This is a genomic window from Tenacibaculum maritimum NCIMB 2154 (assembly GCF_900119795.1).
GTDB classification, from domain to species: Bacteria; Bacteroidota; Bacteroidia; order Flavobacteriales; family Flavobacteriaceae; genus Polaribacter; species Polaribacter maritimus.
The window spans coordinates 2,977,489-3,001,031 of record NZ_LT634361.1 but is presented as its reverse complement, the minus strand read 5'-3'; the positions used below and the strand labels follow the sequence as shown (position 1 = coordinate 3,001,031).

21 protein-coding genes and 1 pseudogene are annotated in these 23,543 nt (G+C 32.9%); 11 read left to right on the top strand and 11 right to left on the bottom strand.

The window, feature by feature from the left end:
• Positions 1 to 99 precede the first annotated feature (99 nt).
• The gene (locus MARIT_RS13410; RefSeq protein ID WP_024740888.1) at positions 100 to 864 is read right to left on the bottom strand and encodes a TatD family hydrolase; all 765 of its coding nucleotides are present in this window, start codon (positions 862 to 864) and stop codon (positions 100 to 102) included.
• Positions 865 to 1,017: 153 nt separating this feature from the next.
• Here MARIT_RS13410 and MARIT_RS13405 point away from each other — a divergent pair, with 153 nt between their 5' ends.
• Entirely contained in the window at positions 1,018 to 1,500 is a 483-nt protein-coding gene (locus tag MARIT_RS13405) for a retropepsin-like aspartic protease (RefSeq protein WP_024740887.1), read from the top strand.
• Between the two features lie 207 nt (positions 1,501 to 1,707).
• On the opposite strand, the gene MARIT_RS13400 is transcribed toward MARIT_RS13405, so the two are convergent.
• Together MARIT_RS13400 and MARIT_RS13395 are read right to left on the bottom strand one after the other, a co-directional pair.
• Entirely contained in the window at positions 1,708 to 2,895 is a 1,188-nt protein-coding gene (locus MARIT_RS13400) for a pyridoxal phosphate-dependent aminotransferase (protein WP_024740886.1), read from the bottom strand.
• 20 nt (positions 2,896 to 2,915) lie between these two features.
• Complete coding sequence (locus MARIT_RS13395) at positions 2,916 to 4,007, bottom strand: fatty acid desaturase family protein (protein ID WP_100211775.1); 1,092 nt, start codon at positions 4,005 to 4,007, stop codon at positions 2,916 to 2,918.
• A 150-nt stretch (positions 4,008 to 4,157) separates the two neighbouring features.
• On the opposite strand from MARIT_RS13395, the gene rsmG reads away from it, so the two are divergent.
• Entirely contained in the window at positions 4,158 to 4,787 is a 630-nt protein-coding gene (rsmG, locus tag MARIT_RS13390) for a 16S rRNA (guanine(527)-N(7))-methyltransferase RsmG (protein ID WP_100211774.1), read from the top strand.
• On the opposite strand, the pseudogene MARIT_RS15995 reads toward rsmG, so the two are convergent.
• From MARIT_RS15995 to pruA, 5 genes and pseudogenes are all read right to left on the bottom strand, one after another.
• A pseudogene (locus tag MARIT_RS15995) lies at positions 4,788 to 5,186 on the bottom strand (DUF6428 family protein). It abuts the gene before it with no gap.
• Positions 5,187 to 5,266: 80 nt separating this feature from the next.
• Complete coding sequence (locus MARIT_RS13380; protein ID WP_100211773.1) at positions 5,267 to 5,665, bottom strand: GlcG/HbpS family heme-binding protein; 399 nt, start codon at positions 5,663 to 5,665, stop codon at positions 5,267 to 5,269.
• Between the two features lie 118 nt (positions 5,666 to 5,783).
• Complete coding sequence (locus tag MARIT_RS13375) at positions 5,784 to 6,620, bottom strand: helix-turn-helix domain-containing protein (protein ID WP_100211772.1); 837 nt, start codon at positions 6,618 to 6,620, stop codon at positions 5,784 to 5,786.
• A gap of 11 nt (positions 6,621 to 6,631) precedes the next feature.
• Positions 6,632 to 7,867, bottom strand: a complete 1,236-nt coding sequence (locus MARIT_RS13370) for a DEAD/DEAH box helicase (RefSeq protein ID WP_100211771.1) — start codon at positions 7,865 to 7,867, stop codon at positions 6,632 to 6,634.
• 270 nt (positions 7,868 to 8,137) lie between these two features.
• On the bottom strand, positions 8,138 to 9,763 hold the full coding sequence (gene pruA, locus MARIT_RS13365) for an L-glutamate gamma-semialdehyde dehydrogenase (RefSeq protein WP_100211770.1): 1,626 nt from the start codon (positions 9,761 to 9,763) through the stop codon (positions 8,138 to 8,140).
• Between the two features lie 110 nt (positions 9,764 to 9,873).
• Between pruA and MARIT_RS13360 the strand changes: the two genes are divergently transcribed.
• Positions 9,874 to 10,584: an NRDE family protein gene (locus MARIT_RS13360; protein WP_100211769.1), complete on the top strand. Its 711-nt coding sequence runs from the start codon at positions 9,874 to 9,876 to the stop codon at positions 10,582 to 10,584.
• Here the strand turns inward: MARIT_RS13360 and MARIT_RS13355 are convergent.
• The 3 genes from MARIT_RS13355 to MARIT_RS13345 are packed head-to-tail and all read right to left on the bottom strand — an operon-like array spanning position 10,562 to position 13,334.
• Positions 10,562 to 11,665, bottom strand: coding sequence for a DUF3667 domain-containing protein (locus MARIT_RS13355; protein WP_100211768.1), 1,104 nt, complete (start codon positions 11,663 to 11,665; stop codon positions 10,562 to 10,564). The genes MARIT_RS13360 and MARIT_RS13355 overlap by 23 nt on opposite strands.
• The gene (gene apaG, locus MARIT_RS13350) at positions 11,665 to 12,051 is read right to left on the bottom strand and encodes a Co2+/Mg2+ efflux protein ApaG (RefSeq protein ID WP_024740877.1); all 387 of its coding nucleotides are present in this window, start codon (positions 12,049 to 12,051) and stop codon (positions 11,665 to 11,667) included. Before apaG ends, MARIT_RS13355 begins: the two co-directional genes overlap by 1 nt.
• Positions 12,052 to 12,101: 50 nt before the next feature.
• The gene (locus MARIT_RS13345; protein WP_100211767.1) at positions 12,102 to 13,334 is read right to left on the bottom strand and encodes a type IX secretion system plug protein; all 1,233 of its coding nucleotides are present in this window, start codon (positions 13,332 to 13,334) and stop codon (positions 12,102 to 12,104) included.
• Between the two features lie 204 nt (positions 13,335 to 13,538).
• Between MARIT_RS13345 and MARIT_RS13340 the strand changes: the two genes are divergently transcribed.
• The 8 genes from MARIT_RS13340 (at position 13,539) to MARIT_RS13305 (ending at position 23,487) form a co-directional block, all read left to right on the top strand.
• On the top strand, positions 13,539 to 14,891 hold the full coding sequence (locus MARIT_RS13340) for a Na(+)-translocating NADH-quinone reductase subunit A (RefSeq protein WP_024740875.1): 1,353 nt from the start codon (positions 13,539 to 13,541) through the stop codon (positions 14,889 to 14,891).
• Between the two features lie 4 nt (positions 14,892 to 14,895).
• The gene (locus MARIT_RS13335) at positions 14,896 to 16,122 is read left to right on the top strand and encodes an NADH:ubiquinone reductase (Na(+)-transporting) subunit B (protein WP_024740874.1); all 1,227 of its coding nucleotides are present in this window, start codon (positions 14,896 to 14,898) and stop codon (positions 16,120 to 16,122) included.
• A 2-nt stretch (positions 16,123 to 16,124) separates the two neighbouring features.
• Positions 16,125 to 16,865 carry a Na(+)-translocating NADH-quinone reductase subunit C gene (locus tag MARIT_RS13330; RefSeq protein WP_024740873.1) on the top strand — a complete coding sequence of 247 codons (741 nt, stop codon included), beginning with the start codon at positions 16,125 to 16,127 and terminating at the stop codon, positions 16,863 to 16,865.
• A gap of 3 nt (positions 16,866 to 16,868) precedes the next feature.
• Positions 16,869 to 17,513, top strand: a complete 645-nt coding sequence (locus tag MARIT_RS13325) for an NADH:ubiquinone reductase (Na(+)-transporting) subunit D (RefSeq protein WP_024740872.1) — start codon at positions 16,869 to 16,871, stop codon at positions 17,511 to 17,513.
• 75 nt (positions 17,514 to 17,588) lie between these two features.
• Positions 17,589 to 18,356: an NADH:ubiquinone reductase (Na(+)-transporting) subunit E gene (gene nqrE / locus MARIT_RS13320; protein ID WP_024740871.1), complete on the top strand. Its 768-nt coding sequence runs from the start codon at positions 17,589 to 17,591 to the stop codon at positions 18,354 to 18,356.
• Entirely contained in the window at positions 18,356 to 19,663 is a 1,308-nt protein-coding gene (gene nqrF / locus MARIT_RS13315; protein WP_100211766.1) for an NADH:ubiquinone reductase (Na(+)-transporting) subunit F, read from the top strand. The genes nqrE and nqrF overlap by 1 nt, the downstream gene beginning before the upstream one ends.
• Before the next feature lie 296 nt (positions 19,664 to 19,959).
• On the top strand, positions 19,960 to 21,162 hold the full coding sequence (locus MARIT_RS13310; RefSeq protein WP_100211765.1) for a porin: 1,203 nt from the start codon (positions 19,960 to 19,962) through the stop codon (positions 21,160 to 21,162).
• A 75-nt stretch (positions 21,163 to 21,237) separates the two neighbouring features.
• Positions 21,238 to 23,487 carry an inorganic phosphate transporter gene (locus MARIT_RS13305; RefSeq protein ID WP_024740868.1) on the top strand — a complete coding sequence of 750 codons (2,250 nt, stop codon included), beginning with the start codon at positions 21,238 to 21,240 and terminating at the stop codon, positions 23,485 to 23,487.
• Positions 23,488 to 23,543 lie beyond the last annotated feature (56 nt).

Here is a 23,543-nt window from a genome sequence, read left to right as displayed (position 1 = left end):
TTTTTTACAGTTGTTTTTTTGATTTTAAAAGAAGTATCATCTCAATTTTAAAACTACTTGATAAAGGTAGGTTTTGAAAAATGAAATGATATATAAAGATTAAATTCCAAAAACCTCTTTAGAGTTCTTAGTGGTTATTTCAGCAACTTCATTGAAAGTAAGATTGTAAATGGTAGCTAATTTTTCTATGACTTGGGTTATAAAAGCACTTTCATTCCTTTTTCCTCTGTAAGGAGTTGGAGCTAAGTAAGGAGCATCTGTTTCTAGAACAATATGCTTGATGTCAATTTCATGCAAAAATTGGTCTATTTTGCCATTTTTAAAAGTAGCTACTCCCCCGATACCTAGTTTCATATTGTATGAAATAGCTTGTGTTGCTTGGGCGAGAGTTCCTGTAAAACAATGGAATATTCCATGAAGATCTTCTCCTTTTTCACTCTCTAATACTTCAAAAATTTCATCAAAAGCATCTCGACAGTGAATTATAATTGGAAGTTTTTTTTCTTTGGCCCATTGTATTTGAGTTTTAAAAGCTTCCTTTTGCTGATTTAAGAAAGAGGTATCCCAGTACAAATCAATTCCAATTTCACCTATAGCATAAAAATTACGCTGATGAATCCATTTTTTTACATGTGCCAGTTCTTCTTTATAGTTCTCTTTTACAGAAGTAGGGTGGAGCCCCATCATTAAAAAAACATCATCAGGATGATTTCTTTCTAATGCTAACATGCTTTCTGTATAAGAGCTGTCTATGGCAGGAATAAAAAACCGAGAAACTCCAACATCTTTTGCGCGTTGTATCACTTGGCTTCTATCGTCGTTAAATTGCTCTGAATATAAATGCGTATGTGTATCGGTAATCATATTTTGCTATTTGAATAATTCTATCAAAAAAATAAAGCTTATCTGATAGGAGATAATTTAATTACTATAAGTTAAATTCATTTTTTAGATAGAGTATGTGATTTCTTTTCTAATAATGTATTTTTGTTAAACAAACCGCAAAAGTACTGGAAAATGGCAAGCTTGAAAAAAGTATTATCAAAAAAGAAATACCTTAAGATTAAATTGAAGAAAATGGTAACAAATCATTTAGAGTTGAGTGCAGAGATTAATAAAGTGAAAGGAAGGTTTATTTTAGATACAGGAGCTTCAAATTCGTGTGTAGGATTGGATTTGATAACCCATTTTAATTTGGTTTCAGAAGAAAGTGAAGTAAAAGCTGCTGGAGCAGGTGCTACTGATATGGAAACTCAGAAATCAGAAGGTAATTTATTGAAAATAGGAAAGTGGAAAACAAAACAGTGTAATTTAGTGTTGTTTGATTTAAAGCATGTGAACGCTGCTTTGATGAGGCATGAAGCGGAAGAGGTTCATGGAATTATAGGAGCAGATATTCTTGAAGAGGGTAAAGCTTTTATAGATTATAATAAAAAAGTGCTGTATCTGAAAAAAGCTAAAAAAAAGAAAGTGAAAAAGCTCAAGAAGCTTAAGTTTTAAGCTGGTTTATGAATACGCTTCGGTATAAAAGTAAGAGAAGAAATGTTTTTCTTGTTGAGCAAAATAAGAAAGGAAAGGATATATTCAGTGCTTTACGAAGCTAATAGATTGCAATAAAGTATGAGATTGTACATAATTTGTATAAAAAAGAAAACCTCATAGAAAAATCTATGAGGTTTTTTTGAGTGAGTTTTGTGTATGATACAATTAACTTACCACTTCTTTGATTCGTTTAACAGCTTCTCTTAATTGAAGCTCAGAGGCTGCATAAGATAATCTAATACAGTTTGGAGCGCCAAAAGCATCTCCTGTTACGGTTGCTACATTGGCTTCTTCTAGGAGGAGCATTGAGAAATCAGACGCGTTGTTTATTTTTTTACCTTTAAGAGTTTTTCCAAAAAAATAAGAAATATCAGGGAAAATGTAGAAAGCTCCCTTTGGTACATTTAATTTGAATCCGTCAACAGCCTTTAATAATTCTAAAACAATATCTCTACGTTTTCTAAATTCATCAACCATATATTGTATTTTTTCAGGAGAAGCGGATACTGCTGTAATTGCTGCACGCTGTGCAATACAGTTTGTTCCTGAAGTAATTTGTCCTTGCATTTTTGTACATGCTTTGGCAATCCATTGAGGAGCTCCAATATAACCAATTCTCCAACCTGTCATGGCAAAAGCTTTTGCTAAGCCATTTACAGTAATAGTTCTGTCATACATACTCTCTATAGCAGCAAAACTGAAAGGTTTTTCACCATAGTTTATATGCTCATATATTTCATCCGATAAGACGTATATCTGTGGGTGCTTTTCTAATACCGTAGCTAAAGCTCTATATTCGGCTTCTGTGTAAATGCTACCACTTGGATTAGTAGGAGAATTAAAGAAAATCATTTTTGTTTTAGGAGTAATCGCAGCTTCCAATTGAGCGGGAGTAATTTTAAAATCATTTTCAATAGAAGAAGGAATCTCTACAAAAACTGCCTCGCATAAAGTGGCGATAGCAGAATAGCTTACCCAATAAGGAGCTGGTAATAAAACTTCATCTCCAGGATTTAATAAAACTTGAGCAATGTTAGCGATAGATTGCTTAGCTCCTGTAGAAACAACAATTTGATTAGGAGAATAGGTAAGGTTATTGTCTCTTTTGAATTTGGTGCAAATAGCCTCTTTTAATTCGGCATATCCATCTACAGGAGTATAGGAATTATAGTTTTGATGGATCGCTTCAATAGCAGCTTCTTTAATAAAATCTGGAGTGTTAAAGTCAGGTTCTCCTAAACTTAAGCTGATGATGTCTTTTCCTTCAGCTTTTAACTCTCTAGCTTTAGCAGCCATGGCTAAAGTTTGAGAAACAGGTAAACTGTTAATTCTGTTAGATAACGGGTGTGGCATTTGTGTTTATGTTGTTTATGTTATGCTAATTTAGGTTGTTTTCCTAGTTCTGCAAGGTGTTTAAAATGCTCTATGATAGCGCGCCTTGTAGTTTTGTATTCATTATAAGGAAGATTGAATTCTTTGGCGGTTTCTTTTACGATTTTAGCAAGTTTATTATAATGAATATGAGAAATATGAGGAAAAATATGATGTTCTACTTGGTGGTTTAAACCACCTGTATAAAAGTTGATTAACCAATTTTTAGGAGCAAAATTAGCGGTAGTGTGCAATTGGTGTATGGCCCATGTATTTTTCATGTTTCCATTTTCATCAGGCAAAGGCATCTCTGTAGTAGGAACCACGTGTGCTAATTGAAAAACAACACTTAAAATGATACCAGCGGTGTAGTGCATTATAAAAAAACCAATTACTACTTTCCACCAAGCTATATTTAAAACCAAAATAGGTAAAACGATCCATAGAGAATAATACACTATTTTAGAAATAACTAGTTTTGTCCATTCTGTAGTAGGATTAGGAAATTTTCCGTAAGAAAGCTTTCTTTTTAAATACCTGCGCATTTGTTTGAAATCGGTAGTTATGGCCCAATTAATAGTGAGTAAGCCATATAAAAAAATAGAATAATATTTTTGGAATTTATGAATCCATAACCACTTTGCATGTTTAGAAAATCTAATGATTCTGCCAGCGTCGATGTCTTCATCGTGGTCTTGAATATTGGTATAAGTATGATGTAATACGTTATGTTGTACTTTCCAGTTATATACATTTCCTGCAAGGATATATATACTACTTCCCATTAGTTTATTGACCCATTTTTTAGTAGAAAAGGATTCATGATTAGCATCGTGCATTACGTTCATTCCTACGCCTGCCATACCAACTCCCATGAGAATGGTTAGTATTAATAAGACCCAGCTAGGCATAGTTACTGTTAATATTAAAATAAATGGAACTAAAAAAATAGCAAACATTAAAATAGCCTTAGAATATAGCTTCCAATTTCCTGTCCTTTTTATATTGTTTTCTTTAAAATAAGCGTTTACGCGTTTATTTAAAGTTCTGAAAAACTTAGCTTTATCTGTTCTTGAGAAGTTTATAGTCTTCATGATAAATGATTTATATATTACAAAAGTAAACGTTTTTATCTCATCGCTACTGTGTAAATCGAAGTTTTTAACGATATGTAGATCTTTTGTTTAATAAATATCTATTGGCGTGATTAGTTTTTTATTTTTGCAAACAAATTTTCAAAACTCATGGATATACTTTTAAAATACTTTGATGGCCTTAGTGAAGTTCAATTGGCACAATTTTCTAAACTTAAAGAGTTGTATAAAGATTGGAATTTGAAGATAAATGTTGTTTCTCGGAAAGATATTGATGAACTGTATTTGCGTCATGTATTACATTCATTAGGTATTGCAAAGGTGATGCAGTTTAAAGCAGGAACAAAGGTAATGGATGTAGGTACTGGAGGAGGGTTTCCTGGGATTCCTTTGGCAATTTTGTTTCCTGAAACAGATTTTCACTTAGTGGATTCTATTGGAAAGAAAATAAAGGTCGTAAACGAGGTAGTTGAGGGTTTAGGATTGAAAAATGTTAGGACGACTCATGGGCGTGTTGAAGAGGTGAAGGATACGTATGACTTTATTGTAAGTAGAGCGGTTGCGCAGATGGAGACTTTTGAACGTTGGGTAAAGAATAAAGTGCATAAAAAACAGCAACACGATTTAAAAAATGGAATTTTATATTTAAAAGGAGGAGATTTAGTAGAAGAATTACAGCATTTTCCAAAAGCCACTATTTATAATTTGTCGGACTTTTTTAAGGAAGAGTTTTTTGAAACTAAAAAGGTGGTTCATTTACCAATGAAATACAGAGGTTGATTAACAGCATCCTGAGTTAGGATCGCATTGATTTTGTTTTTTTAGTTGGAGTCCCACAATCATCTTTAGCTAAGCAAGCTTGTTTGTTTTGTAGTTAAAAGAAAATTAACACCGTTGAAATCAATTCCGTATTTTCCAATAGTATCTGTTTGATATTCTACTTGTGCTTCTACATTAGGTGTTTTTAATGTTTTTCCTGATAATTGTATAATTTAAGCTAGTTTTTTAGGGGCGAGTTTATGAGTATAGTCAGTTGCTTCTCATAGTTGGAAGTTGGCTATTTCCTCTTTTCTTATAACTCCTCCACAATCGATAAAATTTTTAGTAATTAAACCGACTGATTTCTGTAATGTGGAAGTGATTAGGAACTAATTTATCGTTGGGGAGCTTAAAAATAATTGTATTTAAGAAAGTTACATGTTTTTATAAATAAAAAAGAGCAACTCAATGCTGCTCTTGTTCTTTTTTAAGAATTTACATTAAATAGCATTAGCTCCAGTTTGAGCTACCTCATGATCATTTTCTACACTACTACCGCTTACACCTATTGCTCCAATAATATTGCCTTCTGCATCTTTAATAGGTACTCCTCCAGGAAAAGTAATTAAACCATTGTTAGAATGCTCAATATTGAATAGCGCCCCTCCTGGTTGAGATAATTCGCCTATAATTCCTGTGTTCATATCAAAAAATCGAGCTGTTTTTGCTTTTTTGATAGCAATATCTAAAGATCCTAGCCATGCCCCATCCATACGTACAAAAGCTACTAGATTAGCTCCTGCATCTACAATAGCAATATTCATTTTAGTGTTCAATTCTACTGACTTTGATTTTGCAATGTCAATAATTTTTTCTGCTTGTGTTAACGTAATATTCATTATATTTTTACTTTTAGACGTTGTTTTTATTTAGATAGCAAAGGTAGGGTAGAAGTAATATTTTTAGGTTACGAATCTAGCTCAGTAAGTTGTGAAAAAAGGTCTTTTAATTGGAGCGTTATTTAATATCTGTAGGATTTATTCCGAATCTATTTTTAAAAGCATTGCTAAAATTAGAAAGGTTATTGTATCCGAATTGAAGGTAAATTTCTGAGGATTTTAATCCGTCTTTTTCGAGTAGCTCCTTTGCTTTTAGTAAGCGTTTTTCTCTAAGCCATTTTCCAGGGGAAACGTTATACTCTTTGATGAAGTGTCTTTTAAATGTAGAGAGACTCATATTGCATAAGAAGGCAATTTCCTCTAAGGTTAAAGCAGCATAAATATTTTTTTCTATTGTTTTTTGAAAAGCGGAAGTTTGCTTGGAAATTAAAGAATATAGATAAGATTTAAAAGTCTCGTCATATTTATTAATAAGATATAGCATGAGTTCTTCAAATTTAATAGCTAATAAGTTTTCTATGAATACCGAAGTGTTCGAAACAATAGAAGATAAGGAATTTAAATAGGAGGTGATATAGGCGTCGTTTTCGATAACGAAAAAAGAAGCTTCTTTTTGGCTTTTTTCTTCTAAAATATTATGTTTATTTAAAAATTCTCGTAGTTTTTTTTCTGAAAAAAATAAAAGTTTGCAAAAGTAAATTGCATTATCGCCTAATAGTTCGCTCCATAGGCAGTTTCCTTTTTTTATGAGCAGTGATTGTTGGTTGTTAACTAAAACAGAGGTGCCTGCAAAATGGACTTGCTTTTTCCCTGTTTGTAAAAAGCTGAACATATGCATGTTTAGGTTGACTTTAGTTTTAATGCTGTCTTGAGTCATTTTAAAGTCATAGGCAAAAAGATCTGGGGTGGTTGCTTGATCTTCTAAATAAATCTCGGGAATATTATCTATATGCATTTGTTAATGTTTTAGTACCAACGTTTTTTCTTTTTTTTAGAGGCTGATGATTTGCGCCCTTTTTTATGCTTGCTAATAGTATTCGGTTGTTTCTTTATTTTTTTAGGTTTGCTTAATGGATAAGGGTGGTCATTTATAACTTTAATAGTTCTTTGTAATAAAGCTTCAATATGCTCTATGTATAATTTTTCATCAGGGCTACAAAATGATAAGGAGATACCAGATTTTCCAGCCCTACCAGTTCTTCCAATTCTATGAACATAAGTCTCAGGTATGTTTGGCATATCGAAATTAATAACAGCATCTACATTAGGAATATCAATCCCTCTAGCAGCAACATCAGTAGCTATTAAGATCGTAGCCTTTTTAGATTTAAAATCTTCGATAGCTTTGTTACGAATAGCCTGTGTTTTATCTCCATGAATACTACTTACTTTATAGTTGTTTTTTAACAATGTTTGTGTAAGTTTATCTACTCCAAATTTCGTGCGACGAAAAATAATAATGCGCCCGTGTATCATGTTGCGGAGTAGGTGTAAACATAAGTCTGTTTTATTCTTTTTAGGCAAATGATAAAGTAACTGACCAATATTTGAAGAAGTAGTTTCTGTTGGAGAAATGATGACTCTTTCAGGATTTTTGATGATAGCAGTAGTTAATTCAATTATCTTTTCAGGCATGGTTGCAGAAAATAGTAGCGTTTGCTTTTTAGGAGGGCAAAGGGCCTCTATCTTTTTTACGTCGCTTATAAATCCCATGTCTAACATTAAGTCAGCCTCATCTAAAACAATTGTTTTTACAAAGTTTAGGTTTATAGAACCTTGTTTGTATAAATCAATTAACCTACCAGGTGTTGCAGTAAGAATATCGATACCTTTATTTAAGAGGTCTTTCTGAGGAGCTAGTGAGGTACCTCCAAAAACAGCAGTAGTTCTTAGGTTAGTGTACTTCGCATAGGTGTTAAAGTTCTTGTCAATTTGAATAGCGAGTTCTCGAGTAGGGGTAACAATCAACGCTTTTATTTTTTTTTGCCCTTTTTCTGAGTTCTGTTCCTCTAATAGCTCATTGATAATAGGCAAAGCAAAAGCGGCTGTTTTTCCAGTACCTGTTTGAGCAGTTACAATTACATTTTTTTTGTTAAGTATAAGTGGGATTGCACACTGTTGTACTAGAGTAGCGGTATGGTATCTTTTTTCAGTAATTGCTTTTAAAATAGATGTGTCTAAGGGTAGCTCTTTAAACTGCATTGATAGTGTTTTTTGCAAAGGTAGGTTAAAATGAATGGATGGATGGGGTTAAAGTTAGCTACATTATAAAATTTCCTGTATAAGAAATATGTATAAGTTTAAGATAATAGAGGGTATGAATATATGAATTACATAAGGGGAAGGAAGTAGAAGTTGTAAAGAAAATTCACCTTTGAAATGCAAAATAATTTGTACTACTAAGGAAAAGAGGTCGTCTGAAAAGTAATTTCAGACGACCTCTTTTAAGTATTTGAAAAAGAATCCTTTTTTTTATCCTAGAAAAGGGTATTTATAATCAGTAGGAGTCACAAAAGTTTCTTTAATTAAACGAACAGAAGTCCAGCGTAATAAATTTTGGGCAGAACCAGCTTTATCATTTGTACCAGAAGCTCTAGCTCCTCCAAAAGGTTGTTGTCCAACAACGGCACCTGTTGGTTTATCATTGATATAGAAATTCCCAGCAGCATTTTCTAAAGCTTTTGAAGCTTTCTCAACAATATATCTATCTGTAGAAAAAATTGCTCCAGTTAAAGCATACTCTGTAGATTCATCTACTAATTTTAAAGAAGCCTCCCATGCTGCATCTTCATATACATATATTGTAATAACGGGTCCGAATAATTCAGTACACATTGTAGCATATTTCGGAGACGTACTAACAATTACAGTCGGCTCAATAAAGTACCCTACAGATTTATCGTGATTTCCACCAATGATAATTTCTGCATCAGTATCTGATTTAGCTGCATCAATATAGCTAGCAATCTTATCAAAAGAACCTTCGTGGATTACTGCATTTACAAAATTAGAAGGATCTTCTGGTGAACCCATTTTAATTTCGTTAGTTTGAGTTATTAGGTGCTTTTTTACATCTTCCCAAATAGAAGCAGGGATATACGCACGTGAAGCGGCAGAACATTTTTGGCCTTGGTATTCAAAAGCACCTCTTGTAATTGCTGTAGCAACTTGTAATGGATTTGCTGAATTATGTGCCCATATAAAATCTTTTCCGCCAGTTTCTCCAACAATTCTTGGGTATGTTTTATAGGTGTGTATGTTTTCTCCTATTTGTTTCCATAAACTTTTGAAAACATGTGTAGAGCCAGTAAAGTGTAACCCAGAGAAATCTGGAGAAGCTAATACGGTGTCGGTAATCATTACAGGATCACCATATACTACATTAATAACTCCATCAGGCAATCCAGCTTCTTTAAATAAATCTACAATTACTTGTGCAGAATAAGCTTGGTGATCAGATGGTTTCCATACAACAACATTTCCCATAAGAGCAGCAGAAGCAGGTAAGTTTGCAGCGATAGAAGTAAAGTTGAAAGGAGTAATGGCATACACAAAACCTTCTAAAGGTCTGTATTCAACTCTGTTCCATATTCCAGGAGCAGATTCAGGCTGATCTTTGAAAATGTCAGTCATATATTGCACATTGAAACGGAAGAAGTCAATCATTTCACAAGCAGCATCAATTTCTGCTTGATGTACATTTTTAGACTGCGCTATCATAGTAGCAGCATTCATTTTAGCACGATAAGGACCAGCTAATAATTCTGCGGCTTTTAAAAATATAGAGGCACGTTCCGTCCAACTAGTGCTAGACCACTTTTGTCTTGCTGCCAAAGCTGTAGAAATAGCGGTATCTATATGAGATTTTTCAGCAATATGATATTGCCCTACCACATGTTTATGGTCGTGTGGAGGTGTGATATTTCTAGTATTTTCTGTTCTAACTTCCTCTCCATTAATGTGCATCGGTACGTCTATGTTACTATTGAACATAGTTTTGTAAGTTGCTAATAATTCTTCTCTTTCTGCAGATCCAGGGGCATATCCTTTAACTGGTTCGTTAACTGCTCTTGGAACATTAAAAAATCCTCTTGCCATTTTATGATGTTGTTTGTTAATTTAGATTATTTTTGAGTAGCAAAGTTAACACTTATTTTTAGTAATAACTAAGCAGTGTTTACGTCTTAGTTATCAAAAAAGAATACAATATGTGCACAGTAACCTATTTACCTTTAAAAAACAATGGTTTTATACTAACGTCTAATAGAGATGAAAATCCGACTAGAAAGACAATTATTCCTAAGGAGTATGATGAAGATGGGATTAAAATTTTATACCCGAAGGATGAATTAGCCGGAGGAACTTGGATAGGAGTAAGTGAAAAAAATAGATTGATTTGTTTGTTAAATGGAGGGTTTGAAAAGCATAAAAGAGGAGGTTCATATAGGATGAGTAGAGGGGGTATAGTGAAACAATTATTGCAGGTAGATGATCCTGTGGGAATTATTAATTGCTTTGATTTTTTAGAAATAGAGCCTTTTACAATTATATTAGTAGATTGGAGTAAAAAATTAAAAACTTATGAACTCGTTTGGGATGGAAGCGCTAAGCATTTTAAGGAGTTGCCTCAAGCACCTAAAATTTGGTCTTCATCAACGTTGTACACTCAAGAAATTAAGCAGATGAGAGAGGATTGGTTTTCGGAATGGTTGATAGGGAAGGAGAGCTTTGAACAAAAAGATATTGTGCGCTTTCATAAGGATACAGAAAAAGGGACAACAGACACTTCTTTAAGAATGAAGAGAATGCATGTAGAAACAGTAAGTGTTACTTCGGTGAAGAAGGAGTTGGGAGCAGTAAGTATGCATTATACAGATCTTTCAAATAACCGCACTTTTAGTATAGTGCAAAGGCAATAACAGAAATGATTGTTGTTCCTAAAGAGGCAAGGATCATAAAGAAAATATTAGCTAATACGTACTTTACAAAGGTTTTTAAGTAGCTCTGATTGTAAAATTTTTTCATGGCAATGAATAAATATGTCATAAAAATGATTAGAGATACAAGAATGAATTGATTGGTGTTTTTTGCCACATTGATAATGTAAAAGACGGTAAATAATAGGAAAAACACTGTTTGTATATGGAATACGAATACTAGGTGTCCTACGTAAGTGATTCTTTTTCTGAAATAAATAATCCTTAAGAATAAAGTAAATAAAGGAAGTAAAACGAATAAAGCTACAGAGGAATATGAAATCATCTGTTTTTTATATTTATCCTCACTTTCCTTGTCTGACATAAAGGAATTAATAACGGATGATCGAGAGTACCAAAATCTATTTTGAAATGTTTTTTTAAGGCCTAAGGAGTCTAGTGCTTCATCAATGGATAGGTTTGGGTTTTCTTTTTGAAATTTTAAAAAAGGAAGTATATTTCTGTTTTCTTTAAAGAGTACTTCAAAATCACTTACAGTTTTGTGTTCTAAAGAATCTGTTTTTCTTAGTGTTTTTTTAGTGATTTTGTTATTAGCGCTATCTATAGCTATTGAAAGCGCTTTTTGGATAGAGTCTAGGGTAATTTGCTCTTCAGGTTCAAGGATGTTATTTGCTAAAATGGTTTTCTTAGAAGAAGAACTAGTTCCTTTTCTGAAATTATTAAATTTTATATAGTTGTCTGTAATACCTATCGTTAAAAAGAAAATAATAGATACCGTAAAATAAAAACGGAAAGGATTTGCGTATCTTATCCTTTTCCCTTCAATATAGTCTTTCGATATCTTTCCAGGTTTTATTAATAATGGGATAATAGTATTCCAAAACTTAGAGTCCCAAGTAATGAACCCCTTGAAAACCTCCTTGATAAAATTGCTAAAGGTGAGTTTGAGACCTTTGTTTTTTTGCCCGCATTCAGGGCAAAAATTTTCTTGTCCAGAAAAAGGATACCCACAATTCAGACAACTTACGTCTTTTACGATAGCATCTTTTTTATTTCCAATCATTAATTTAAAGAGGGAGTTGTAGTAAGTTGAAAAGTTGGTATGGCTACCAGAAACTCTTCTTGGGTATGAATATCAATCATCTTATAAAACCCTTTCATAGCACCAAATGTAGAAGATAAAAAGCAATTAGACCTATACGTATATTGGTCTTTAGGGCGTAGTATAGGGGTTTGACCAACAACACCTTCTCCTTCCACAAAGTCAATATTGCTTAAAGAGTCATAAATCGTCCAAAAGCGTCGGGTTAGCTTTACTGTATCTTGCGATTCATTTTCTATAGAAATATAGTAATTGAAAGAATAATATAATTGATTATTCTGTTGCAAGATGCCATTATAAGTAGATTTAGCTGAAATTTTAATTCCGTTTGTTACTTGTTGTACCATAGACTAAAGGTAGATATTTTGTTTGGATAGTACAAAATTTATAGAATGGTTTATTTATTTTGATTGAAAAACCCATTTCCTATTCCAATAGCTCTGTCATACATCCCTCCAAAAGGTTGGTAATAAGTGATTACAGTATATTCATTTTCAGTTTGATAGAAGCTTCCGCTAATTTCTGTTAAATTTACGTTTTCCTCTGTATCCTCTGTGGCAAACAAATAGTTGTAAAAGCCTTGTTTTAATAAGATAGCTCCTTCATAACTTTTATGCTCTTTATTGTAGGTCATTTGGTTTTCATTATTTAACTCAAAATTATTAAAAGCGCCATAAATATATACCTTTTTGTTTTCGTAAGGTGTAGGTGAGTCTAAAGAAAAATGGATAAACGCATAATCTGCTTCTGTGTCATTATCATTTCCTTCCATAGATCTTATAACAAAATGGCCATTGATGTCAGGATTGTAGGTATATGGTTTGGTAGCACGAGATTCGTTTTTATAAAGATAGTTATGAAAAATATTTTTCTGAATTGTTTTAGCAATACTAGAACTAGTACTACGTATGTGTTTATTGTCAAAATTTAAAAACTCGTTACCTCCCCAAAAATTAGTAAGATTAGTGTAATGATAAAAAAGTTGGTTGGGTTTTAAGAATTGAGGTTTTAAATTGAAGATAGCAGTATTCCAGTTATTGTTCTGTAATAGCGCTATTTTTATTTCTTGAGAAGGAGCATTTATAGGTACGCCTTTATGATTGATGGTAAATTGTACAGTTTGTTGTTTGTTGATGGTAGCGGTATTTCTACTTCTGTAAACAGCTACTCCGATAGTGACGATATTTTCGTAGAAAGTACACCGTCTGGTAAAAATTATCGTATCGTCTTCATCTAGAATAGAAATTAGGTAGTTTCCGCTTTTTGTAATAATGGTGTTTTGATTTGGAATTTGAACAGTGTAGTGCGTATAGTTTTGCAAGGTATTAAAGGAATTGCTAATATTGTTAATGGCATTCTGATTGAACCCGTCAATATATTGGTTAGCGCTCAGTGAGCTGGGTTTCCAATCATATGTCATATGCTCAATTTTATACTGATAATCTTTATTGTCTCCCTGTAGGTCGTCAAAAGAGAGTTCTAAGGTGCTTCCCAAAGGAACAATTGGAGAAAAAAGAGAAGTATTTAAAGGGCGTAATTGAATTGTTTTGATGTGTTGGTAATTGTTAGTCTGTGCAATAGAAGCTCCTGTAAAACACAACAGAATAAAAAGAAATATTTTCTGTATCATAAAATAATTAATAGCAAAAATCTTACCAGATTTTATTGGTAATACAAACCTAATAAAATATTGAAGGAATTAGATATTTTTTATTTAGAACTAGTATAAATAAGAGTTCAATTAAAAGATAAAAAAGGATTTATATTTCTGTCACTTTCAAAATTTTTAAATTTGCGTGTTTTTAAGATAATTAAAATTAAAGTCAGACCTACTATGTCAAAAGACATCCGTATTAAAAAAGGCTTAGATATTAAGCTGGTTGGCGAAGCAGAACAAGTAACTACTGAGATTCCAGTTAGTGGTGTTTATGCGGTAAAGCCGAGTGATTTTCACGGAGTTATTCCTAAAATTTTAGCGAAAGAAGGAACTGAAGTAAAAGCAGGAGAACCACTTTTTTATAATAAAAGTGATGAGCGCATTTTATTTCCTAGTCCTGTAAGCGGGAAAGTGATAGAAATAATTCGAGGAGATCGAAGAAAAGTATTAGAAATGAGAATTCTTGCTGATGGAAAGCAGGAGTCAGTAGATTTCGGTAAGAAAAATGTAGATGCCATGAATGCTGAGGAGGTGAAAAATCACCTGTTCAATTCAGGGTGTTGGCCATTTGTAAAGCAGCGTCCATACGATGTAATTGCAAATCCTAACCAAGCACCCAAAGCCATTTTTATTTCAGCATACGCAAGTGCGCCACTAGCACCAGATTATGATTATACGTTAAAAGGAAAAGAAGCTGAGTTACAAACGGCTATTAATGTTTTAGGGAAATTAACAGAAGGTAAAGTACATGTATCTATAGCCAAAGAAGCAACTCTTTCTCCTTTGGCAACTGTAAAAGGAGTTGAATTACATAGAGTTTCGGGTCCGCACCCTATAGGGAATGTTAGTACGCAAATTGCACAGATTGATCCAATTAATAAAGGAGAAGTCGTTTGGGTTGTAAATCCGCAGGATCTTGTTATCATAGGAGAATTATTCTTAACAGGAAAATTTAATGCAAAAAGAGTAATTGCATTGGTAGGGTCTAAGTTTAGCAAACCTCAATATGTAAGTGTACATTCAGGAGCAGCTGTTGAAACTTTTGCAAAAGGGAATTTAGAGGCTGAAAATACCAGAGTTATTAGTGGGAATGTACTGAGTGGTACACAAATTTCTGAAAAAGGAAATTTAGGATACTATGATAATCAAATCACCGCTATTCCAGAAGGAGATGATTATGAGTTTTTTGGATGGAATAAACCTGTGTTTAATAAGGTGTCAACCTCTAGAGCTTTTACATTTTCATGGTTAAACCCTAAGAAAAAATATGACTTGAATACAAATACCAATGGAGAGCATAGAGCATTTGTAGTAACTGGAGCATATGAAGAAGTATTTCCTTTAGACATCTATCCAATGCAGCTATTAAAAGCGTGTATGTATAAAGATTTAGATGAAATGGAAGCTTTAGGAGCTTATGAAGTAGCACCAGAAGATTTTGCATTAACAGAATTTATATGTGTATCTAAACAACCTCATCAAAAAATCATTCGTGAAGGTTTAGATTTAATGAGAGAAGAATTAGGATAAGATTATGGGCTTAAAACAAAATTTACATAATTTAAAAGAGAAATATAAAGGAACTAAAATGGCTCCTGCATTTAATGCAATCCATACCTTTTTATATTTGCCAAATGAGACAACTCACGGAGGAACTCATATAAAGGCAGCAGACGATTTAAAACGTACTATGAATATTGTTATAATGGCTTTAGTTCCATGTTTGATATTTGGTATGTTCAATGCAGGTTTTCAACATCACGTAGCAGTAAATGGTAATTTTACTTCTGGAATGTCTTTCTTTAGTGGAGAATTCTGGAATTTAGATAACTTATTTATTGGAGCAACTAAAATTTTACCATTAGTGGTAGTTTCGTATGTGGTAGGATTGATTGTAGAATTTATTTTTGCAGTGATTAAAGGGCATGAAGTAGAAGAAGGATACTTGGTAACAGGGATGCTTATTCCTTTAATCGTTCCTGTAGATCTTCCTTTATGGATGCTAGCAGTAGCGGTAATTTTTGGTGTTGTAATAGGAAAGGAAGTTTTTGGAGGTACGGGTATGAATATCTTAAACCCAGCTTTAACTGTGAGAGCATTTTTGTTTTTTGCATATCCAACGTGGATGAGTGGTGATAAAGTTTGGGTAACGGGGGCAGATCCTCGAGTTCAAAACTTGGCGGATGGAGCTGTAGCAGATGCTATTTCAGGAGAAACAATCTTAGGTAGTTTGGCGCAATCACAACCTCTTAATTATTCCGTTTCCGATATGTTTTTTGGATTTATTCCAGGTTCTGTAGGTGAAACATCTACTTTGTTGATAATATTAGGAGCATTGTTTTTAGTATTTACAAAAATAGGAAGCTGGCGAATTATGTTATCAGCAGTACTTGGTGCTTTGGTAATGGGATTTGTATTTAATCAGGTAGTGGGCTTAGGAATTATTGGTGAAACAAGTAAGTTTTACGGATTAATGAGCTTAGATTTCTGGAAACATTTATTTATTGGAGGTTTTGCTTTTGGAGCGGTATATATGGCAACAGATCCAGTAACAGCTTCGCAAACGAATAAAGGAAAATGGATTTATGGTTTTTTAATAGGGTTTATGTCTATTATGATTCGCGTATTTAACCCAGCATATCCAGAAGGAGTAATGTTAGCTATTTTATTAATGAACGTTTTCGCTCCAACTATTGACCATTATGTGGTACAAGGAAATATAAAGAAAAGATTAAAACGTGCTAAAGTTAAAACTGTCTAATTATGAGTAAGAGAACAGATAGTAATTTATATACCGTACTTTTTGCCATTGGAATGGTATTAGTAGTAGGTGCCTTGTTAGCTTTTACAGCGTCATATTTAAGGCCCAATATAGATGCTAATAAACGTGTTGAAAAAAAGCAAAACATTTTATACGCCATGGGCGTAAATGAAAATGAAGGATCGAGTGTGAAATTTGTTTCTACTAATAGGGTAGAAGAAGAATTTAGTAAGTATATCAAAAAACAAATTGTTATCCAAGGAGATAAAATAATTGAAGATGCAAAGGCTTATTTAATTGATATTAAAAAGGAACAAGCAAATGCAAAATCAGGTATTTTAAGAAGGTTGCCATTATTTATAGGTGAAAAAGATGGTAAAACGTATTATATAGCTCCAATTCGAGGAAAAGGACTCTGGGATGCTATTTGGGGATATGTAGCCATGGATAAAGAAATGGTTGTTCAAGGTGTTTTCTTTGACCATAAAGGAGAAACTGCGGGATTAGGAGCCAATATCAAGCAGCGTTTTTTTATGGATGACTTTACAGGAGAGTATATGATGAGTGGAGGTGATTTTAAAGGAATAAGGGTAGCAAAAGGGAACAATGATCCTAAAAATAAAGATAAAAATGATAACGAGGTAGATGCAATTGCAGGAGCAACCATTACAGGAGATGGTGTGTCGGCAATGCTTAAATCAGAACTAAAGCAGTATGTACCTTATTTTAAAACATTGAAATAAACTATGGGACTTTTATCAAAAAAAGACGCGGCTTTAATTACAGATCCGCTAGCAGATAACAATCCAATTACAATTCAAGTACTAGGTATTTGTTCTGCATTGGCTATTACAGCACAATTAGAAGCAGCAATTGTAATGTCTGTTTCCGTTTTATTTGTATTAGGATTAGGAAACGTAGTAATCTCATTAATGAGAAATATCATTCCTTCTAAAATTAGAATTATTGTACAATTAATCGTGGTTGCTGCTTTGGTAATTATTGTTGATTTGGTATTGAAAGCATTTGCGTACGAATTGAGTAAAACACTATCGGTTTTCGTAGGGCTAATTATAACAAACTGTATTATCATGGGACGTTTTGAGGCTTTTGCTTTAGGAAATAAACCATGGGAGTCATTTTTAGATGGAATTGGAAATGCTTTAGGATATGGAGTTATTTTGATTATAGTAGCCTTTTTTAGAGAACTATTCGGATCGGGTACATTATTAGGATATAAAGTATTAGGAGACCCAATTGAAAAAACAGGTGTATATGCTCTAGGGTATGAAAATAATGGGTTTATGATTATGCCTCCTATGGCATTAATTGTAGTTGGGCTTATTATTTGGGTACAACGTAGTAGAAATACAGCATTAATAGAAGATTAAAAAAGTAAAGAGATTTCTTAGCATAAAGTTTAAAACCTTAATGCTAATGAACTCAGCACTCAATACTATAAAAATATGGAACATTTAGAATTATTTTTTAAGTCGATATTTATAGATAACATGGTATTCTCCGTATTCTTAGGAATGTGTTCTTACCTTGCTGTATCTAAAAAAGTATCTACGGCAGTAGGTTTAGGAGCCGCAGTAATCTTTGTATTGGCAGTTACTATACCTTTAAACTGGCTATTAGACCAGTATATATTACAACCAGGAGCTTTATCTTGGTTAGGAGAGGAATATGCAGCTTATGATTTAAGTTTTTTATCATTTATTATGTTTATTGCAACAATTGCAACCATGGTACAATTGGTAGAAATTATTGTAGAGAAATTTTCTCCATCTTTATACAACTCTCTAGGAATTTTCTTACCATTAATTGCAGTAAACTGTGCCATTTTAGGAGGCTCTTTATTTATGCAATCTCGTGAAATACCAACTTTAGGATTGGCATTTACTTATGGAGTAGGTTCTGGTATTGGCTGGTTCTTAGCAATCTTAGCAATTGCTGCTATTCGTGAAAAAATTAGATACTCTAGTATTCCTGCACCTTTAAGAGGTTTAGGAATTACATTTATTGTAACTGGTTTAATGGCTATTGGTTTTATGAGTTTTGGAGGAATGTTAACAGGTGGAGATGAAGATACAAAACAAACTAAAAAAGTAGAAGCTACTATTTTGAAACCAGAAAATACTAAGAAAGAAACGCAATTAACTGAAGAGGAAACAAAAGAGGTTAAGGAAACAGAAAAATTAGCGAATAATACAAAAGAAATTACAAAATAATGATATTAGCAACAAGTACATTAGGAACAATCATGGTAACGGTGGTTGCCTTTTTGGTAATAACGCTGTTATTAGTAGCATTGTTATTATTTGTAAAGCAAAAATTAGCACCGTCAGGTCCTGTAAAAATCACAATTAACGGAGATAAAACAATAGAGGTACCTTCAGGAAGCTCTTTATTGTCAACATTAGGAGGTGAAAAAATATTTTTACCATCTGCTTGTGGTGGTGGTGGAACTTGTATTCAATGTGAATGCCACGTGAATACAGGTGGAGGAGAAGCTTTACCAACAGAAACCCCACACTTTACACGTAAAGAGCTAGCACATGGAGCTCGTTTAGCATGCCAGGTGAAGGTGAAACAAGATATGAATATTTCTATTCCAGAGGAAATTTTTGGAATAAAGAAATGGGAAGCTACAGTTGTTAGAAATTATAACGTAGCGTCTTTTATTAAAGAGTTTGTTGTAGAAATTCCAGAAGATATGGATTATAAAGCAGGTGGATATATTCAAATAGAAATACCAGCTTGTGAAGTGAAGTTTGCAGATATGGATATTACAGCGCATCCAGAAGAGCATGAAACACCAGATAAATTCAAAGAAGAATGGGATAAATTTAAGCTATGGCCTTTAGTAATGAAGAACCTTGAAACAGTAGAAAGAGCTTATTCTATGGCCTCTTACCCTGCCGAAGGACGTGAAATCATGTTAAATGTCCGTATTGCAACTCCTCCTTTTGATAGAGCAAAGGGTGGATGGATGGATGTGAATCCAGGGGTAGCATCTTCGTATGTTTTTTCGAGAAAGGTAGGAGATAAAGTAACTATTTCTGGACCTTATGGAGAATTCTTTATTAATGATTCGGAAGCAGAAATGTTGTATGTAGGTGGTGGAGCTGGTATGGCACCAATGCGTTCTCATTTGTATCATTTATTTAAAACGTTGAAGACAGGACGTAAAGTATCATACTGGTATGGAGGGCGTTCTAAGAGAGAGTTGTTTTACCTAGACCATTTCTATGATTTAGAAAAACATTTCCCGAACTTTAAATTCCATATAGCTTTATCTGAGCCTTTACCAGAGGATAACTGGAAAGTAAAAGATAGTATGGAAGCTGAAGGTGATGGATTTGTAGGGTTTGTGCATAATTGTGTAATTGATAACTATTTAAGTAAGCATGATGCGCCAGAAGATATTGAATTGTACTTCTGTGGCCCTCCATTAATGAATAAAGCTGTTCAAAAAATGGGGGAAGACTTTGGAATTCCAGATGAAAACATCCGATTTGATGACTTTGGAGGATAATTCTTTTAAAAATGCAAATAAAAAAGCCGATATATCTTGTATATCGGCTTTTTTGCTTTTTAAAGATAACAGTTTGTTAAGTTTTAAATAACCATAAAGAAAACAGGCTGAAATACTTTTGTAGCATCTTAGATAAGATAGAGGAGTCATTATAAGTTATTTAGTTTTGTCAACTGTTTTATATGACAAGCTGCCCTTGGCCAAGGCAGTTTTTTATTTAATATTTCATTAACAATAAATTAACATAGGTGTTGGTTCTTTGTATCGACAAAACAGACAACTAAATAATTATATTGATGAAATTTAAAACGTTACTTACTTCAGTAAGTATGTTGATGCTGTGTAGTATGCAAGCACAGCAAAAGCAAAGTCCCAAGTTTGGTAAAGGATTGTTTAATTTGGTAGGAAAAGAGAATAGTTGGTCCATGAATATTGGGGCTAGAATGCAGTTTTTGACTATCGCTAAATGGGACTCGGATGCAGATGGTTTGTCAAACCCTTCGTCATCTTTTCTAGTCAGAAGAGCTCGATTAAAGTTTAACGGATTTGCTTTTTCACCTACATTGAAATACAAGTTAGAGTTAGGGCTGACTAATAATGATATAGGAGGGGTATCAGAATTTACAAACAATGCTCCAAGGTATATTTTAGATGCTGTTGTTAAATGGAACTTTTATCATAATTTTGAGTTGTGGGCAGGGCAAACAAAACTTCCTGGAAATAGAGAAAGGGTCGTTTCTTCAGGAAACCTGCAATTAGTAGATAGATCGCTTTTAAATAGTAGATTCAATATAGATAGAGATTTAGGTTTGCAATTCAGGCACCATTTTAGGCTGTCAAAGAATATTATTGTAAAAGAAGTACTTTCTATAGCGCAAGGAGAAGGGAGAAATATTACTACAGGAAATTTAGGAGGCCATCAATATACGGCTAGGGTAGAGGTATTGCCTTTTGGTGAGTTTAGTAGCAAAGGTGATTATAAAGGAGGAGATTTAAAAAGAGAAAAAAAGCCCAAATTAGCTATTGGAGGTAGCTACGATTTTAATAATAATGCCGTTAAAAATAGGAGCAACCAAGGTAGTTATATGAAAAATGATATAGGGTTTTATGAAACTAATATCACTACGGTTTTTGTAGATGCAATGTTCAAATACAAAGGCTTTTCTTTTATGGGAGAATATGCATATAGAGATGCAAAAGATCCAATTGCAAAAAACTCAGATGGTAGCTTAACAGGAGATCAAGTGCAGGTAGGTAGCGGGGTAAACTTGCAAACAGGCTATTTATTTCCTAGTAATTGGGAGCTGTCAGGACGCTATACCAATATATCTTTAGACAAGGCTATTACAGCTAAAAATCCCGAAAACCAATATACATTAGGGCTTTCTAAGTATGTAGCGGGGCACAAATTAAAAATACAAACAGATGTTAGTTATCTAGATTTAGACATAAAACCAAACCAATTAATGTATCATTTGCAAGTAGATATCCATTTCTAAAAAGATAACATAAACCTAACATAAGCTCAAAGTAAGGGATATAAATTTGCATGCGAAAAAATTAAATACGAAGAAATGGGAGATCCATATATTTTAATGTTAGTGGCTTTAGCAGTATTAGCTATTGTCGACCTAGTTGTAGGAGTTAGTAATGATGCTGTTAATTTTTTGAATTCAGCAATAGGCTCTAAAGCTATTTCTGTCAAAAATATAATGATTATTGCAAGCTTAGGAGTGTTTTTTGGTGCAGTAACTTCTAGTGGTATGATGGAAGTAGCTCGTAAAGGGATTTTCAACCCTAACATGTTTATGTTCCAAGATATCATGTTTATTTTTATGGCAGTAATGATTACGGATATTTTATTGTTGGATATCTTTAATTCTCTAGGAATGCCAACTTCAACAACCGTTTCTATTGTTTTTGAACTATTAGGAGCAGCAGTATGTATTTCTTTAATTAAGATAGCTGCTAATGAAACACAATCTATCTCAGATATATGGAATTATATCAATCATAAAAAAGCTGTTCAAATTATAAACGGAATCTTATTGTCAGTAGTAGTGGCTTTTTCGGTAGGAGCAATTGTTCAGTTTTTCTCTAGATTGATATATTCATTTAACTTCGAAAAAAGAGCAGTGTATATAAATGCTTTATTTGGTGGTTTTGCAATTACTGCAATTACTTACTTTATCATTATTAAAGGAATGAAAGGAACTCCTTTTTATAAAGACGTAAAATATTTAATAGAAGGAAATACTTTAGCCATTATAGCAGGTAGTTTTGTGGTTTGGACATTGATTTCTCAATTATTAATTAAGATCTTTAAAATAAATATATTAAAATTAATTATTGGAATAGGAACTTTTTCTCTAGCAATGGCTTTTTCAGGAAATGATTTGGTAAACTTTATTGGTGTGCCAATTGCAGCATGGAATTCGTATCAAGCTTGGGAAGTTTCAGGAGTTGCTTCAGATGCTTTTTCTATGGGGATTTTAGCCAAGAAAGTGCCTTCTAATGTATGGTTATTATTAATAGCAGGGGCTATTATGGTAGTTACTTTATGGACTTCTAGTAAAGCTAAAAATGTAATAGAAACAGGGATTAATTTGTCAAGACAAGGAGAAGGACATGAAAAATTTCAGCCTAATCCTTTATCGAGAATAGTTGTAAGAGCAGCAATGGGAATTAATACAGGAATTAGCATGATTGTTCCTAAAAAAACATTAGCTTTTGTTGATTCTAAGTTTCAAAAACCAGTCATAGAACTTTCGAAAGATAAGACTTATGAAGCACCAGCTTTTGACTTGGTAAGAGCTTCAGTAAATTTAATTGTAGCAGGTATTTTAATATCTATAGCAACATCTATGAAACTGCCATTATCAACAACTTATGTAACTTTTATGGTAGCAATGGGTACTTCTTTAGCAGATAGAGCTTGGGGAAGGGAGAGCGCGGTATATAGAGTAGCAGGAGTTATTAATGTAGTGGGAGGATGGTTTTTAACAGCTATAGTAGCTTTTTTAGCTGCTGCTGTTGTTGCATATTTAATTAGTTGGAATATGGTTATGGTACCAATTTTATTATTAGTGGTAGCATTATTAATAGGAAGAAACACCCTTAAACATAGAGAGAAAAAGAAAGAAAAGAAAGAGCAACGTTATATAGAGAGAGCTGAGTTGATAACAATTAATGGCGTGATAGAAGAAAGCTCAGACCATATTGCAGAAGTAGCATCACGTGTAAATAAATTATATACAAATGTTGTAAATGACTTAGCAAATCATGATTTGAATAAACTTCGTAAAACAGATAAACATGTTGGAAAATTAAATGAAGAAATTGATGGCTTAAAAGATGGTGTTTTCTATTTTATAAAATCATTAGATGAAACTTCTGTAGAGGCCAGCAGGTTTTATATCATGGTATTAGGGTATTTGCAAGATGTAGCACAGTCAATTAGCTATATTTCTAGAGCTAGTTATAAGCATGTAAATAATAACCATAAAAACTTAAAAAAGGGGCAGCTAAAGGATCTTAAGAAAATAGACAATCAATTGACAGAAATTTTATTGAAAGTAAGTACTGTTTTTGAAACTCGTTCTTTTGATAAATTAGATGGAATTTTAGTAGATAAACAAGAGTTACTAAAGGATGTATCAGCATCTATTGAAAAGCAAGTTGCTAGAATTAGAACTGATGAAACGAGTCCTAAGAATACTACCTTATATTTTAGTGTTTTATTAGAAACTAAAGATTTATTAGGAGGTCTAATGAATTTATTACAGACTTATGAGGAGTTTCATTTAACAACGAAAAGAATATAATATTTGCTATATAAATGAAAAAACCGATACGAAAGTGTCGGTTTTTTCGTTTAAAG